This is a genomic window from Nitrosopumilus sp. S6 (assembly GCF_054515815.1).
On the sequence record NZ_JBTNRI010000005.1, the window covers coordinates 39,666 to 53,971 of the forward strand.

Genomic DNA, 14,306 nt, shown 5'->3' on the forward strand with positions numbered 1-14,306 from the left:
TATTCATCTAGAATTTTAACTTATTTTTAACCAAGATTTATTTGCAATACTCATCAATTTGGAATAGTCGAGAAAATTATGGTAAAAAAAATGATGCTTGCATTAGGAGCAATTCCTGTTATCATTGCATTACTAATTTCTGTTCCACTAATAACAAAAAATGAAATTCCAATTTCAGCTGCAAACTCTTTTGATAGACTAGACATTGAATACACAAAACATCAACTAAAGAAAATTGATTATGGAGTAACAGAACGTACTGGTGCACAAAAGACAGAGATTCTAACAATCAAAAATGATGGTGAGGTAAAATATTCTGTAACTGAACAAGGATATCTTCAGCCAGACATTCGGTCAACACTAGATGAGAAAAAACTAAACAAGATAAAGGCACTAATCAAAGAGACTGGCTTTATGCAAATTCCATCTGAATCTTTTCCAATTTTTGAGAATGCAACAGAGTTTCAAAAATCTAATGTAAAAATAACTTTGAATGGCCGTTCCCAGGAAATTCATTGGCCAGAACAAAACGCAACTGGTGGTTTTATTCCTCCAATCATTACCATGGTCGAAGCTGAACTAGACCAGATAATTTCTGAGATTAGTGAATAGGTACAAATAGCCTGTAGGAAAAATTAGAACATGCTTCCGCTATCTGGTGAACGCAAAGATGCTAAAGGAATAATTTCTGAAAAATCAGAATCATCTGATATTATTCGTGGCTCTTCAACTCTAAAACGTGGATTTGCCCACATGCTAAAAAATGGAGTTGTAATGGATGTCACAAATGTAGAGCAAGCACAAATAGCTGAAGAAGCAGGCGCGGTTTCTGTAATGGTATTAGACAAACTTCCATCTGATGTTAGAAAGGCAGGTGGTGTTGCAAGAACTGCAAGTATTAGAATTATTGAAGAGATTATGGATTCAGTTACAATTCCTGTAATGGCAAAATGTAGAATTGGTCATGTCAATGAAGCTTTAGTTTTGCAAGAAACAGATGTTGACATGATTGATGAATCTGAAGTGTTAACTCCAGCTGATGAGTTACGTCACATTTGGAAATGGGACATGACAACACCTGTTGTCAATGGTGCAAGATCATTAGCAGAAGCTTTGAGAAGAATTGAAGAAGGAGCTGCAATGATCAGAACAAAAGGAGAACCTGGAACTGGCAATGTTGCAGAAGCCATTACTCATATTAAAAAAGTAAATGATGAACTAAGAACAATCAAATCAATGTATGATTCTGGTGATAATCAAGATTTAGTTAGAATGGCAAGAGAGTTCAAAGTATCTTATGATATTGTAGAGCAAACTGCAAAACTAGGTAGATTGCCTGTTGTGAACTTTGCAGCAGGAGGAATTGCAACACCAGCTGATGCAGCATATCTAATGTCACTTGGATGTGATGGAATCTTTGTTGGTTCTGGAATTTTTAATGCAAATGATGCACCAGAGCGTGCAAGAGCAATTGTATTGGCAACTACATTCTGGGATGAGACTGATAAGGTAAAAGAAGCACAAAAAATGATTGATGAACGCCAATCAATGTTAGGATTAGATGTTAAAACACTAGAGTTACGTATGCAAGATAGAGGCGGTTCAGCATGAGTGCCAAAATTGGAATTCTAGCAATACAAGGAGATGTTGCAGAAAATGTATCATCACTAGTAGCATCAATTGCTGATTTGAATGAAACAGCAACTGTTCATGTTGTAAAAACTCCTGAGGAGATATCTGCAATGGATGGACTAGTAATTCCTGGTGGTGAAAGCACTACAATTGGACAATTATCTCTAGTTAATGGCTCTCAAAAAGTAATCAAACAAAAAGTAGAATCTGGAATGCCAGTTTTAGGAATTTGTGCTGGAATGGTACTATTGGCAAATGATGCAAGTGACAAAGTTGTTGGGAAAACAGAACAACCACTATTTGATTTTCTAGATATCAAACTTGAAAGAAACTCTTTTGGTAGACAACGCGAATCATTTGAAGCAAACATCTCAATGGACTCTATTGGAATTCCAAACTACAATGGTGTCTTTATTCGTGCACCTGCAATCTCATCTGCTTCAGATGACATTGAAGTTCTTGCAAAAATTAACGAAAAGATTGTTGCAATCAAAAAAGGAAACATCATTGGAACATCATTTCATCCAGAACTAACTGACGATTTAGCAGTTCACAAATATTTTGTAAAGTTAGTTAAAGATTCAAAACAATAATTTCAAATTAAAAAAATGGACCCAAAAATTACAGAGAAAGCTTGGAATCCAGAATTAGAAGCACAGGTTTTAAAAAAATGGCAGGATTCAGACCTTTACAAATTCACTCCAACTGATGATAACTACACCATAGATACACCTCCACCATACCCTTCAGGCAGGCCTTGGCACATTGGAGCTGCTGCTCACTATTCCCAGATAGACATGATTGCAAGAACTGCAAGAATGAATGGAAAAAATGTCTACTTTCCTATTGGAATTGACAGAAATGGTTTACCTGTAGAGTTCTACACTGAGAAAAAACACAACATCAGAATGAGAGAAACAGAACGTGGAGAATTTTTGAATTTGTGCAGAGAAGCACTAGATGATCTAGAAGAAGAGATGGTACTGATTATGACAAATCTTGGTCTTAGTGGAGATTTGAAGAACCATTACAGAACAGATTCACAAGAGTATCGTGCACTAACACAATCAACATTCATCACTTTATGGAAGGAGGGAAAAATAGTTCTAGCTACTCGACCCAACAACTATGATTGGGTTTCAGGAACTACAATTGCTGATGCTGAAATTGCATATCAGGACTTGCAGACAAAGCTAGTTCACATGAAATTCAAAATCAAAGATACAGACAAAGAAATTATCATTGCAAGTACAAGACCAGAACTACTTTGTGCATGCCGTACCATTATTGTAAACCCTGAAGATGAAAGATATGCTCAATTTGTTGGAAGTAAAGTGGTTGTACCAATCACTGGTGCTGAAGTTGAAATTAAAACTCACCATTCAGCTCAGCAAGACTTTGGTTCAGGAGCTGTAATGGTTTGTAGTTACGGTGATCAAAACGACGTTGCATTGTTTAGAGAAATGGAGTTAGAAGAGATTGTTGCAATTGGTTTGGATGGAAGAATGACTGAAGCTGCAGGGGAATATGCAGGACTAAAACCAAAACAAGCAAGAGAGAAAATTATTTCAGATTTAGAATCAAAGGGATTTGTTGAGAAAATTGAAGAGATTAATCATCGTACACCAATTTCAGAGCGAAGTAAGATTCCAATTGAGATTATTCCAATGGAGGAATATTATCTCAAACAGAAAGATTCTGTTGAAAAAATGCGAAAATTAGGCTCAGAAATCACGTTTTACCCATCTATGCACAAGCAAATTTTGATGAACTGGCTTGATTCCATATCCATTGACTGGCCAATTTCAAGAAGAAGATACTATGGAACAGAGATTCCTATCTGGTATTGTTCTAGTTGTAATGAACCACATGTTCCAGAACCTGGAAAATACTATCAACCATGGAAGGAGAAATGCCCAATTGACAAATGTACAAAGTGTGGAAATGGTGAATTTACTGGTGAGGATAGAACATTTGATACATGGATGGATTCTAGTGTTTCACCACTGTTTGTTACAAAGTATAACAAGGATCCTGAGTTCTTTGAGAAAACATATCCAACATCACTTAGACCTCAAGCAAAAGATATCGTAAGAACATGGTTGTATTACACACTTTTGCGATGTGACATGTTAACTGGCAAAAAACCATGGACTGAAGCTTGGATCATGGGTTATGGTTTGGATGAAAAAGGAATGAAGATGAGTAAGAGTAAGGGAAATGCAATTGATCCACTTCCAGTAATTGAAAAGTTTGGAGCTGACACATTTCGATTCTGGAGTGCAAGTGAGATTAATCACGGATATGACTTTAGATGCAACGAACAAAAGATAGAGTCAACCAAGAAATTTTTGAGCAAACTATGGAATGTTTCAAGATTTTTGTCTAGTTTTACTGTAATCAAAGAAGGTAAACCAACTACAGTTGACAAATGGATTTTATCTGAACTAAATAATTTGATTAAAGATTGTAAGAAAGGATATGACCAATACAATTTCTTTGTTCCAGCAATTGCAATTAGAGAATTTACTTGGAATTTATTTGCAGCTCATTACATTGAAATGGTCAAAAAACGTGCATATGGAGAGGGATTTTCAGAAGAAGAACGGGATGCTGCCATTTACACATTACACAAGACACTCTCTACAATTTTGAAATTACTGGCACCAATTACACCATTTATCACAGAACATTTGTGGCAGACACTATACTCTGAGACTAGTATTCACACAGAAAGACAAGCAGAATCTGAAGATGTAGAGGATTTCTCTAAAATCACTGAAGAAGTGGTGCAGTTTAACTCTAAAGTTTGGAATGAGAAAAAGGCAAAGGAATTGTCATTAAAGGATTCTATTGCAATTGAAGTTCCTGATAGTTTATCAGAATTTAAGAAAGATTTGCAATCAATGCATAACTTAGAATGATTACCTGTTTACGAAGATTAACGGGTTAACTTGGTTAACAGTCTCAAACTAAAAGTTAAGGGCCCTTTGATTGTTCATGTGGTTTATCTCTCAAGAGTAAAAGGTACGAAGTACTTATGAATATTATAACTTGAATTTGAATGATTGAAGGCTAGATTTTTGGTAATTCTTGGAATAATTTTTGCTGGTGTGATTATTGCATTTGCTATTGGTACTATGGAAAATCCTATACCTAAATCAGAAATAATCCCTCGTTATGAAAAATATCTTGATGAAAACAACGAATTGAATTTTGGTCTACAATATGATAAAAATGGAATGATTATAGATGATCTTCAAAGAATTTTTGACTGGTGTGATTATACTGGTGAGAAACCTGCACATTGGTATTTTGACTGGAATAACCAAACTCACCATATTAATTCAAACAATTGTGGATGGATAAAAACAGACAAAGATCTCATTGAACATATGAGAAATGCTATCTTTTATGAAGGAGATGGACATTATGACTATCTTCCCGTTAATCACAATCCAAACATGATGGCAATGGAAAAAATTGAACTTTTAGAAAATAATTCTATCAATGTTGAATTTGGCCAGAATAATTACGAATGGTCAACTGGCTACAAACCAATACCTGAATTTGAATATCATGCAAATTTCAGAGTAAATGATACTTTTGCAGTCCTTTGTACAAATATCGGAAAAGACGGTTATGCAGAATTTCATCCTGATCTATCTGAACCGTATCTTCCTGGACTTGGCATTGTAAAATACATGGGACCGATTACAATTGAAAATGAACCAATCTTGTTGTTTTGGCATCAATCAGTTTCAATACCAGTTGATGTACCATGCAGTTATCCTGAAATAATTCATCATTCCATTAATTTGTGGGATCTTCAAGAACAAGGTTTGCCAACAAATAGTATTGAAAATGCCCTAGGTTCTAACTGGAGTGAAAATGAAAACTAGATTTTATTCTTGACTGCAAGAGTAAACATCCAAGAGTCCTAAACCAACTTACAAAGTCTCTTTGATGGTGGCATAATTTTGAATCTCATTTAATTCCCAATTTGGTATATGGGCCTTTGTGGATTCAAACCTAAATTCTTGATACAATTATCAAAAAATACAGACGGTATAAAAGAGAAAAAATACCTCTTTAATCATTGTCAAAACGAATAACCATAGTATTAGATGATGATCTGTACAAAAAACTACGAGAAAAACAATCAAAAAAGATCAAAGAGATGGCAGTATCTGTAAGTTTTTCTAGAATGGTCAACGAAACACTACGTAAAAATCTCAAATAAAATGATGATTCAAGTCTTTTGGGATTTAGATATAGAATAACTCTTTTGTAATTTGAATGAGAAAAAGAAGTATGTTGGATGATTCAACAAAAAAGAAGCAGTTTTGTGGCTATTGCCCTGAAGACAAATGTTTACTTGATTGCAAAATATGTAATCCTAGAAGAGGTAACAGTAGTAATTGTGACTGTTAAACTTCAACAACTCATCTAACTTCTGTATCCCTTAGTCTTTCTTTTCGCACGTAGATGTGTTCTGCAACATGGACACTGAAATCCATCATATTCAAGATATGTGTCACAAGAAGTACATCTCTTTACTCCATATCTGTATCTCTGAGCTTCTGCACGAAACCTCTCACAAATTCCTCTACAAGCCATTATGGAACCAACAATCCTTTGCATTTAGGGCAAGATTTTTTTGACTTTGTCAGTGCATATATTGTATAAATTCCTCCACATAAAACACAAATTTTCAGAGATGCTAATTTGCTCATTTTTTCGTATTGGGGTTTTTGGTAAATGAAATGGATGGCTCTAATTTTGTGATGCTGATTTTTACATCTTTGATCATGCTTTGATAAAACACAATCACGTGTCCATTTTCTGCAAAATCAGTTTTTTCAGAAATTAATGAACAGTTTTTGAGACTCTGTATTCTTTTGTAAGCTGAACTAAGTGGAATTTTTGTCTCTTTGGAAATATCTTGAGCTCTTTTTGGCTCCTTTATTATTAAAAATAAAATGTGTCTTGACTCTAAATTTGCAAGTTCCTTGAAAATCTTGTGTGAAATATCATATTTTTCCACCATTAACGGTGTTACTTTTTTTGCCATGTGGCAGTTGAACAATTTTCTAGATATAAAAAAACCAGATACTCTAAAAATCTAGAATATCCTTTTGAAATGAAATTTAATTTTATCAAAGAAAGCATTAACACAGTTTATTCGAAGTTATGCCAATAGCAACTTCCATGTGGATGAACCTTAAATTGCGTTAATGCTTTCCTTGGTTCAAAACCTTGTTTGTAAAGGAGTGTCAGGGTAAGAAACATGGTTTGAACATATTTTGTTACAAGATAATTGTAATAAAATAGATGATGATTTTATTTTCCTATTCTAGGCTTTTGAGATAGAAAATTGTATTATCCTATTACAACCAACTCTATCTTTAATTTCTAATTTGCATCTAACATGTCATGTCTGATCAACTAAAACCATGGGTAATAGTTAGCTCGATTGGAGATGATGCTTCAGAACAAGATATTGAAAGGATTAGACCAAATATCATATCTCTAGTTGATAACTGGCAATCCTCAAAGGGAACAATGTGGTCTGGCTCTTTTAACGGTCAACCAAGTGGTATGGCAGTTTTTGAAGCAACCGAACAAGATGCAAAAAAATTCTATCAAGAATATTCTGATGCCTGTGAAAATGTGCTAGTACATCATATGTACCAGTGGGATGCAATGCCTATACTTTCAGTTTTATCAAAATAACTGAAAGATTTTCCTATTTTTTATATCTAAAAATGATTCACGATCATAGTGGCCAATACTCGGTAAACAGTATTTGGCGTGCAAACCACGCCTAAAATTGTAAGGGACTTGAACTAATTTGACAAGTCACCTCGAGAGACCATTACTTTTGGTTCAAGACTCATTTCAGAAACCGTGTAAAAAGATCAAAAATAACCACTTTCTAGATGTAAACAGAGATTCTATAGCATTATGGTTCTTCATATGAATAAAATCTATCCCAAACGGCATTAGACCATTTTAAGACTGAACCATATTTTTTGATAAATCGGTCTTTCCTTTCTTGTTCTTCTTTTTGTTCAATTTGATACTGCCTCTCTTCTTCCTCTTCAATTTTTTTTACTTGTTTTGTTCGTTTATTCGAAATTTTAACAATTTCATCTTTTGTAAGATATCCACGCATCAATGCAAATTTTGAAATAACATATCTTGGAAAATTAGTATGGATTACTTTAAACTCAGGAGGATCAATTTTTTCACAAAGAGATAATCCATCATCAAACATTTTTTTAATAATTTTTTCAGAATAATCCAAATTACATTTTGTTTTTTTAATAAAATTATGTTTTAGATCATTAAGAAAATAAATATCTTCAGAGTGAGGATCATCATCAGAAAATATTAATTCTCGAACAAATTCTTTAACTTCTTCTTCGTGAATCTCTTCATACATATTAGACTCAAGAGAATTTTTTCCTTGATACATTATCTTGGAATAGAATTGAATCAATTTATTATCGATATCATTGATAAATTTTTCAACTATAATTTTTTCAGAAAATATGTCTATTTTTTCCAAATCTTCATGTAATCTTTCTCTTTGCATTTCCATCTTTTGGATTTGTAATTTTATTTTTGAAACTAGATCATATATTTTAATATCATTTGCAAATTGTTTTTCCCAAAATTTGATATCTTCATTGATAGTATTTCTATTTACATTAAGTATCTCTGCAATTTTTACTGCAGATTTGTTTTCCTCAAAATGTAAATGATAAACTTGAATTCTTCTCTCTTCTTGTTCTTTTATGGTGTATCTTCCACCTTTCTTTGTAGGCTCTACTAACGCCATGACTCTATTATGTGCCTATTTCTTTTAGGGGATCTGCGGAGTAAATAGCTGACCCCAGGTCAACACTAAATCAATTCATTTTCAAAAAGTTGCATAGTTCTGCATAGTTAGCAGATCGGGATTCTATCTTGATATATTTGAAATGATATGGGAACCCTTGTTATACCCTTCATAGATGTAAACACCTACTGCCTCTACATTTGCAGGCATTTTTGGTGCTAGTAATTTTATTAGTTCACTAGATAGATTCTCTACTGTAGCTTCACCTTCTAAAAGATAAGTTGTATTTTTTGGAACTTGCAACTCAAATCTTCCCTTAGGACCCTCAAATGAAATGACATAGTGAGTGTCATCTTCAGTCTTTAGATATTTTCTGTTAATGAAAAATTTATGATCAAATGCACCTAAAACTTCTTTGACGATTCTTTTTGCAACACCAAAGTCTACAAGTAAATTGTCTTTCATCTGTCCGACTAATTCCACCATTACTGATGATGTGTGTCCGTGTAGTATGGAGCATTTCTCAACTAGTGGCAAGATGTGTGCATAATCAAATGCAAAGGAGCCATCATCTAAAAAGATAGAACCAGTTTGAGGTGTCTTGTCATAAAATACAATGTCTTGCAATTCTTTTAGCTGTGCAGCATATTTTCCGTGTCCAATTGCCATAATTTTCTGGTCAGGAAAGTCTTCTTTGACTAGTTTGTATTTGGCAATGTCGTCTTCATTGTCAATTACTTCGATTAGTCCCTTGTCAGTTTTAAAATCAACTGTAACTTCACTTCCATCTTTCAATGTAACCTTGTGATTGTACTCGTATTCGTCTTCCAAAAAGTCTAGCATCTGGGCTACTGTCAACTCTGTTCGAGTCTTCATGAGGTTTCCCTTTTTATCGATATATCGAAAATCTGAATCCAGTATTGTGGGACTAGTTGCCATGTGAAATGATTTGCCCCAGAGTCATTATATAAATTCTGAAAATTTTGTGCCTAGAAATACTCAAAGTAGGGAATTTAGGATTCGAGCCAGATTGATATCATTACTAGTGATACCTCCTGCATCATGAGTCATCAAATCTATTGTTAGTCTGTTATACACGTTAAACCACTCTGGATGGTGATTCATCTTTTCAATCTTCAGTGCTGCTCTGGCCATAAACCCAAATGCCTGATTGAAATTCTCAAACTCTATTTCTCTGTGTAGTTTCTCATTTACCATGCTCCATCCTGGTAGATTTTTCAGCTCTGCAGTAATTTCTTCTTGTGATAGTCTCATGATATTTGGTATTATTTCATTGCATTAATAGTTAAAGAGTTTGATTCATTACCCTTTGTAGAATTTAGTGATATACATGGAGGAACAGTACCAAAAATTATTTGAAAAAATCAAAACTGCCATTACTGAAATCATTCCTGATAAAAAAATTGGAATTGCATATTCAGGTGGAGTTGACAGTACACTAGTATCAAAAATTTGCAAGGACATGAACTATGACATTACACTACTTACCATAGGATTTTCTGAATCCCATGATATTATATTTGCAAAAGAGGTCAATGAACAGCTAGGCTATCCTCATCACATTTTAGAAATTGATCCTAAAGACTTTCCATCAATACCATCTAGTATACATGAGAAAATAAAAACTGACAATCTATCATGGAATGAAAACTGTATTGCATTTTACTATGTATCAAAACTTGCAAAGAGTTTAGGAATTGATACAGTAATTACTGCAAATGGAATTGACGAATTGTTTTGTGGATATAACGCCTATAGAGAAGCATTCTCTGGTGGTGAATCAGAAATTAACAAAGTAATGGATGCAAAACTAGACAATGAACTGAAAATGATGAAGGCAGTAAATCTGATTGCATCTGAATTTGGGGTAACCATTCTACAACCATTGTTGTCTTCAGATTTCATTGATTATGCCAAGACTGTTCCCATCTCAGACAAGATTACTGATTCAGAAGATATCTACCGCAAACACATTATTCGCAAACTAGCAAAACAAGTCGGTGTTCCTGAAGTTTCGTGCAACAAGAGAAAGAAAGCACTACAGTATGGTTCAAAGATTCACAAAACTCTGCTAAAGACTAGATGAACTAAAACCAAAATCAATCTAATTTGGAGTTTAAAATTATGCTTGCAATATCACTTGATTTGTGTACTTTTTTTAATTTCACCTATAGAAATCCTAGTAAACTAATGGCATCCATGGCAGCTAAGAAAAAAGCAGCAGCAAAAACAACCGCTAAAAAAGCTTCAAAAAAGAAATAATTCTTTTAATCTGAGGATTAATAATCCTCTTTTTTTCTTTAAACCAATTTGATTTCATTTACATATGTTATTGCCCAAAAATAGGATTCAATAATTTCATTTGGTAATTAATTAAAAATTATTAATGCTAGTTTGAATTTAGAAATTTAATGAAAAGCCACGTTTCTCAATTACTTGATTATGTGTTTCAATCACCTCTGGCTCAAGAACCTTACCTGGAAAAAACAAATGATTACCTTCTTTCAACTTCGTTTGATGAACTAATTTCAAACCATCAAACTAACTATATTGCTAAAAGAAGCGGATTGCTACGTGTATCAAAATTAATAGAAAATCATGCTGTTCAAAAAAAATTCCCTCTACTACTTGATTTTCAAAACATCGATAGGTTCAATCTAAGTAAAAAAAGAATACTAGATGTACTGAATTCTGTTCCATTTTCTTACATAATTGGACATTTTCCATCAAACCCTAAAGATATGCCTGAAAATTCAACTGTAATTGATTGTAAAGACAATTCACTTGTTCAAAACTGGGTTGTCATATCGATGAATAAAAAATCAATGTGTGGTCTTGTATGTGAAGAAATTGATGGTGAGCAATTCAGAGGATTTTTTTCAAATTCTAGCACTACACTTCAACTTGCAATAGACTTTATGTCCCAAAGCCTAGACACTGACTTTGAAACATCTTAGAAATTTATTCTAAAATTACTTCCACGAATGGTCTCAAGCCTTTGCGGATTTGGTTCTTGGATTGTAACCTAGAAAATTACTAATAAGTACAAAGTTTTGTTACTAGTATTGACTGAAGATTTTCAAAAAATTGCAAGTTATTTTCTAGACCTTGCTAGTGAACAGCGACTCCAAATACTATCTAACCTTTCAATCAAACCTTCAGGTGTTACTCAACTTGCAACAAAACTTGATGTCACTGCACAAGAAATACATAGAAATCTTACTAGGCTTTCAAAATCTAGTCTTGTTCAAAAGGGACTAGATGAAAAATATGAAATTACCTCTCAAGGAAAAATAATGCTCTCTCAAATTCCATTGATAAAATTTCTTACAAAGAATCAACAATTTTTTGAAAATCATAATCTTCAACCCATTCCCTCAAAATTTACAAAGAGATTAAGCGTTTTAGGATCTACTACTCATATTAGAGGAGTAACCAAGGTTTTGGAAAAATGGGACTCTATATACAAAAATGCTGAAAATTATGTGTGCGATATAGTGTCAGAATCCCCTCCGGGCTTAATCAAATCTCTAATTGCACGAATCAAAGATGGTGCCAAATACAAACATGTCATATCAAACAATCTATTAGAGCCTGAAAACAGGGAAGAAACTTTGCAGAAAAGTGGCTATTACAAACTAATACAAGACGGCCATATCCAAAGACGAATCACAAAAACCGTTCATACTATTGTCTTGTTAAATGAAAAAGAAGCAGGAGTAATTTTTCCTTCTGTTACAAACGAACCTGATCTCAAACACATGTTTTACAGTACAGATTCTGCTTTTCATGAATGGTGTGTAGATTATTTTGATTTTGTCTGGAAAAAATCAAAAACACTGAAACAAAAATCTACTTAGAATCTCTGTATTTTGATTCGTATTGTGTTAGTTTTTTTGCAGATGTGTTGATCTTTTCAAGTATCATTTCATTATCTCTGCAGATTTTCAGACGTTTTTGCTGAATTTGCTTTATTGATGTCTCAGATAGCTCTTCTAACCCTGAAAGTGAAATCAAAAGGGTTTGAAGTTTCTTTATGTTTCTTTTTAGTTCTTCAGAATTTTTTTGCTGAATCTGTTTTTCAGATTTTATTTGTTCTTTTATGTGGAGATGATTTTTAGTATGTGTTTTTTTGTTATTCTTTTTTCTCATTTTTTGCATAGCTTTTGAACTACCGTGATTTTTCTTCAGTCTTTTCTTTTCCACTCCTAATGGATTCATTCTCACTTTCTTTCTTTTTGGTGCACGTAAGTTGTGTCCAATTTTGATTTTAGGTTTTTTTACATTCATAATCTAAAGGAAATAATTTTTGTTTATACTATATTATGGAATTAATACATTAAAACAAATCATAAGCTATTGTGTTGAAATTAAGCTAATTTGCTTATGAGAACTAATTAAATTTCCACTCAAACAATACCCATGCAGAAAAACACAGAACAAATCCTAGTTCCCTTTGTGGGAAATCATGGAACTGACAAAGCATTTTCTAATGTTTTAGATGTTGCTAGGAAAAATGATTCAAAAATTCATTTACTTACGTGCCTAAAAGAGAAGATTTCTTATGGTTTCTTTAAATCTAAATCTGATAAAATACATTTGAAAAAACAACGAGAGAAAATCACATCAAAAATTTCCAAATGGAAAACTTTAGCCAAAAAGTTCAACATTCCAGTAAAAACCAAAGTTGTAAAATGTGATATTGCATCAAAGACTATCATTGATTATGCTAAAGACCACAAGATAGATCTTATTACAATGACTAAGACTCATCCAAAGTCTCATACAGACAAAATTTATCTTGAGGAGACAACACGTAACGTCTTTAACAACTCTCCCTGCTCATTTCTTTATTTGCGGTGATATGATTGACTGATTTTAAACATATTTTGGTTCCATTTGATGGCTCTTCAAACGGACACAACTCAATTGAAACTGCATCAAAGATTGCTGCAAACCATGGAGGAAAGCTGACTATTCTTCAACTCATTGAAAAAAAGATACCTCGATTTTTCTTTTTTAAAACAAAAACAGACAAACTCAATGAAGCAAACGAGATTAATACAGCACAGAAAAATGCAGAAAATTTCCGAAATATTGCAAAGAAACATGGTGCAAATGTTGCAATCAAAATCAAAGAGATTGATATCGATCCGCACGAGCACATCATAGAGTTTGCAAACAAATCTGATGTTGATCTAGTTGTAATGAATCCTTCAAAAAACATCAACACAACTGAAATTCATGAAAGTATTGTAGACAAAATCTCTAAAAACATCGACTGTTCAATATTGAGGTTACAATGAACTGTTATCTTCCAGAATGTCACATTGACGATCCATGTAAGATTTGTAGCAAAATGTTTGGCAGACCTTCAAAATATTATGAAACAACTGATAATTAATTTTCCAAAAAACTAGTTATTCTGATTATATCCTTGTAACAGTTTTGACTGAAAATTATTCGATTATGTTAAATGATACTATGGAACTAGATTCGTTTTTGTATGTTGAAACTAGTTGGTGTTCTCCTAATTCAAATTGCGCATCAATGTAAATTGTTATGAAATAATGACCATCTTTTGTGCCTGAACTGTGATATTCTTTGATTTCTCCTGAAGGAGCTGTGATAAACAGATTGATAGTATCCCCTCTTTCATAATCTTGAATGTAACCTGTTACAGTTAATGGAACAGTCCCTGTCATGTGCTGTGGTTTTTTTATTTCATACGAACTTAATACGACAGAGTTTTCGCCAACATCTGCAAAGATCATGGGAAACAATGTCATAGAAATTAAGATAGGCA

At 33.2% G+C, this 14,306-nt stretch carries 19 protein-coding genes; 13 read left to right on the top strand and 6 right to left on the bottom strand.

What is annotated here, in order from left to right; all coding sequences use genetic code 11:
• Nucleotides 1-78 precede the first annotated feature (78 nt).
• The 6 genes from ACX12B_RS04935 (at nt 79) to ACX12B_RS04960 (ending at nt 5,875) form a co-directional block, all read left to right on the top strand.
• Entirely contained in the window at nt 79-612 is a 534-nt protein-coding gene (locus ACX12B_RS04935) for a hypothetical protein (protein WP_459352936.1), read from the top strand.
• Nucleotides 613-642: 30 nt separating this feature from the next.
• The gene (gene pdxS, locus ACX12B_RS04940; RefSeq protein WP_459352937.1) at nt 643-1,611 is read left to right on the top strand and encodes a pyridoxal 5'-phosphate synthase lyase subunit PdxS; all 969 of its coding nucleotides are present in this window, start codon (nt 643-645) and stop codon (nt 1,609-1,611) included.
• On the top strand, nt 1,608-2,225 hold the full coding sequence (pdxT, locus tag ACX12B_RS04945) for a pyridoxal 5'-phosphate synthase glutaminase subunit PdxT (protein WP_459352938.1): 618 nt from the start codon (nt 1,608-1,610) through the stop codon (nt 2,223-2,225). The genes pdxS and pdxT overlap by 4 nt, the downstream gene beginning before the upstream one ends.
• A 15-nt stretch (nt 2,226-2,240) precedes the next feature.
• Nucleotides 2,241-4,556, top strand: coding sequence for a valine--tRNA ligase (locus tag ACX12B_RS04950; RefSeq protein ID WP_459352939.1), 2,316 nt, complete (start codon nt 2,241-2,243; stop codon nt 4,554-4,556).
• 144 nt (nt 4,557-4,700) lie between these two features.
• A complete protein-coding gene (locus ACX12B_RS04955; RefSeq protein WP_459352940.1) occupies nt 4,701-5,534 on the top strand; it encodes a hypothetical protein in 834 nt (277 codons plus the stop codon).
• A gap of 197 nt (nt 5,535-5,731) precedes the next feature.
• Nucleotides 5,732-5,875 (top strand): hypothetical protein, encoded by a 144-nt coding sequence (locus ACX12B_RS04960; RefSeq protein ID WP_459352941.1) that lies wholly within the window; start codon nt 5,732-5,734, stop codon nt 5,873-5,875.
• Nucleotides 5,876-6,364: 489 nt separating this feature from the next.
• On the opposite strand, the gene ACX12B_RS04965 is transcribed toward ACX12B_RS04960, so the two are convergent.
• Nucleotides 6,365-6,706 carry a winged helix-turn-helix domain-containing protein gene (locus ACX12B_RS04965; protein ID WP_459352942.1) on the bottom strand — a complete coding sequence of 114 codons (342 nt, stop codon included), beginning with the start codon at nt 6,704-6,706 and terminating at the stop codon, nt 6,365-6,367.
• Between the two features lie 362 nt (nt 6,707-7,068).
• Here ACX12B_RS04965 and ACX12B_RS04970 point away from each other — a divergent pair, with 362 nt between their 5' ends.
• Nucleotides 7,069-7,368 (top strand): hypothetical protein, encoded by a 300-nt coding sequence (locus ACX12B_RS04970; RefSeq protein ID WP_459352707.1) that lies wholly within the window; start codon nt 7,069-7,071, stop codon nt 7,366-7,368.
• Between the two features lie 229 nt (nt 7,369-7,597).
• Here the strand turns inward: ACX12B_RS04970 and ACX12B_RS04975 are convergent, their stop codons facing one another.
• The 3 genes from ACX12B_RS04975 to ACX12B_RS04985 form a co-directional block, all read right to left on the bottom strand.
• Nucleotides 7,598-8,479, bottom strand: coding sequence for a hypothetical protein (locus tag ACX12B_RS04975; RefSeq protein ID WP_459352943.1), 882 nt, complete (start codon nt 8,477-8,479; stop codon nt 7,598-7,600).
• A 123-nt stretch (nt 8,480-8,602) separates the two neighbouring features.
• Nucleotides 8,603-9,418 (bottom strand): 6-pyruvoyl trahydropterin synthase family protein, encoded by an 816-nt coding sequence (locus ACX12B_RS04980; protein WP_459352944.1) that lies wholly within the window; start codon nt 9,416-9,418, stop codon nt 8,603-8,605.
• A gap of 60 nt (nt 9,419-9,478) precedes the next feature.
• Complete coding sequence (locus ACX12B_RS04985) at nt 9,479-9,757, bottom strand: 4a-hydroxytetrahydrobiopterin dehydratase (protein ID WP_459353024.1); 279 nt, start codon at nt 9,755-9,757, stop codon at nt 9,479-9,481.
• 73 nt (nt 9,758-9,830) lie between these two features.
• Here ACX12B_RS04985 and ACX12B_RS04990 point away from each other — a divergent pair, with 73 nt between their 5' ends.
• The 4 genes from ACX12B_RS04990 to ACX12B_RS05005 all read left to right on the top strand — a co-directional run bounded on the left by ACX12B_RS04990 (nt 9,831) and on the right by ACX12B_RS05005 (nt 12,360).
• The gene (locus ACX12B_RS04990; protein WP_459352945.1) at nt 9,831-10,586 is read left to right on the top strand and encodes an asparagine synthase C-terminal domain-containing protein; all 756 of its coding nucleotides are present in this window, start codon (nt 9,831-9,833) and stop codon (nt 10,584-10,586) included.
• Between the two features lie 38 nt (nt 10,587-10,624).
• Nucleotides 10,625-10,762 (top strand): hypothetical protein, encoded by a 138-nt coding sequence (locus tag ACX12B_RS04995; protein WP_459352946.1) that lies wholly within the window; start codon nt 10,625-10,627, stop codon nt 10,760-10,762.
• A gap of 149 nt (nt 10,763-10,911) precedes the next feature.
• Entirely contained in the window at nt 10,912-11,457 is a 546-nt protein-coding gene (locus ACX12B_RS05000) for a hypothetical protein (RefSeq protein WP_459352947.1), read from the top strand.
• A gap of 108 nt (nt 11,458-11,565) precedes the next feature.
• Nucleotides 11,566-12,360, top strand: a complete 795-nt coding sequence (locus ACX12B_RS05005; protein ID WP_459352948.1) for a helix-turn-helix transcriptional regulator — start codon at nt 11,566-11,568, stop codon at nt 12,358-12,360.
• Here ACX12B_RS05005 and ACX12B_RS05010 read toward each other — a convergent pair.
• Entirely contained in the window at nt 12,353-12,790 is a 438-nt protein-coding gene (locus ACX12B_RS05010; protein ID WP_459352949.1) for a hypothetical protein, read from the bottom strand. The two genes, ACX12B_RS05005 and ACX12B_RS05010, sit on opposite strands and share 8 nt — an antisense overlap.
• Nucleotides 12,791-12,922: 132 nt before the next feature.
• Here ACX12B_RS05010 and ACX12B_RS05015 point away from each other — a divergent pair, with 132 nt between their 5' ends.
• A complete protein-coding gene (locus tag ACX12B_RS05015; protein ID WP_459352950.1) occupies nt 12,923-13,363 on the top strand; it encodes a universal stress protein in 441 nt (146 codons plus the stop codon).
• A 5-nt stretch (nt 13,364-13,368) separates the two neighbouring features.
• Nucleotides 13,369-13,806 (top strand): universal stress protein, encoded by a 438-nt coding sequence (locus ACX12B_RS05020; RefSeq protein WP_459352951.1) that lies wholly within the window; start codon nt 13,369-13,371, stop codon nt 13,804-13,806.
• Nucleotides 13,807-13,959: 153 nt separating this feature from the next.
• On the opposite strand, the gene ACX12B_RS05025 is transcribed toward ACX12B_RS05020, so the two are convergent.
• Nucleotides 13,960-14,289 carry a hypothetical protein gene (locus ACX12B_RS05025; RefSeq protein ID WP_459352952.1) on the bottom strand — a complete coding sequence of 110 codons (330 nt, stop codon included), beginning with the start codon at nt 14,287-14,289 and terminating at the stop codon, nt 13,960-13,962.
• Nucleotides 14,290-14,306 lie beyond the last annotated feature (17 nt).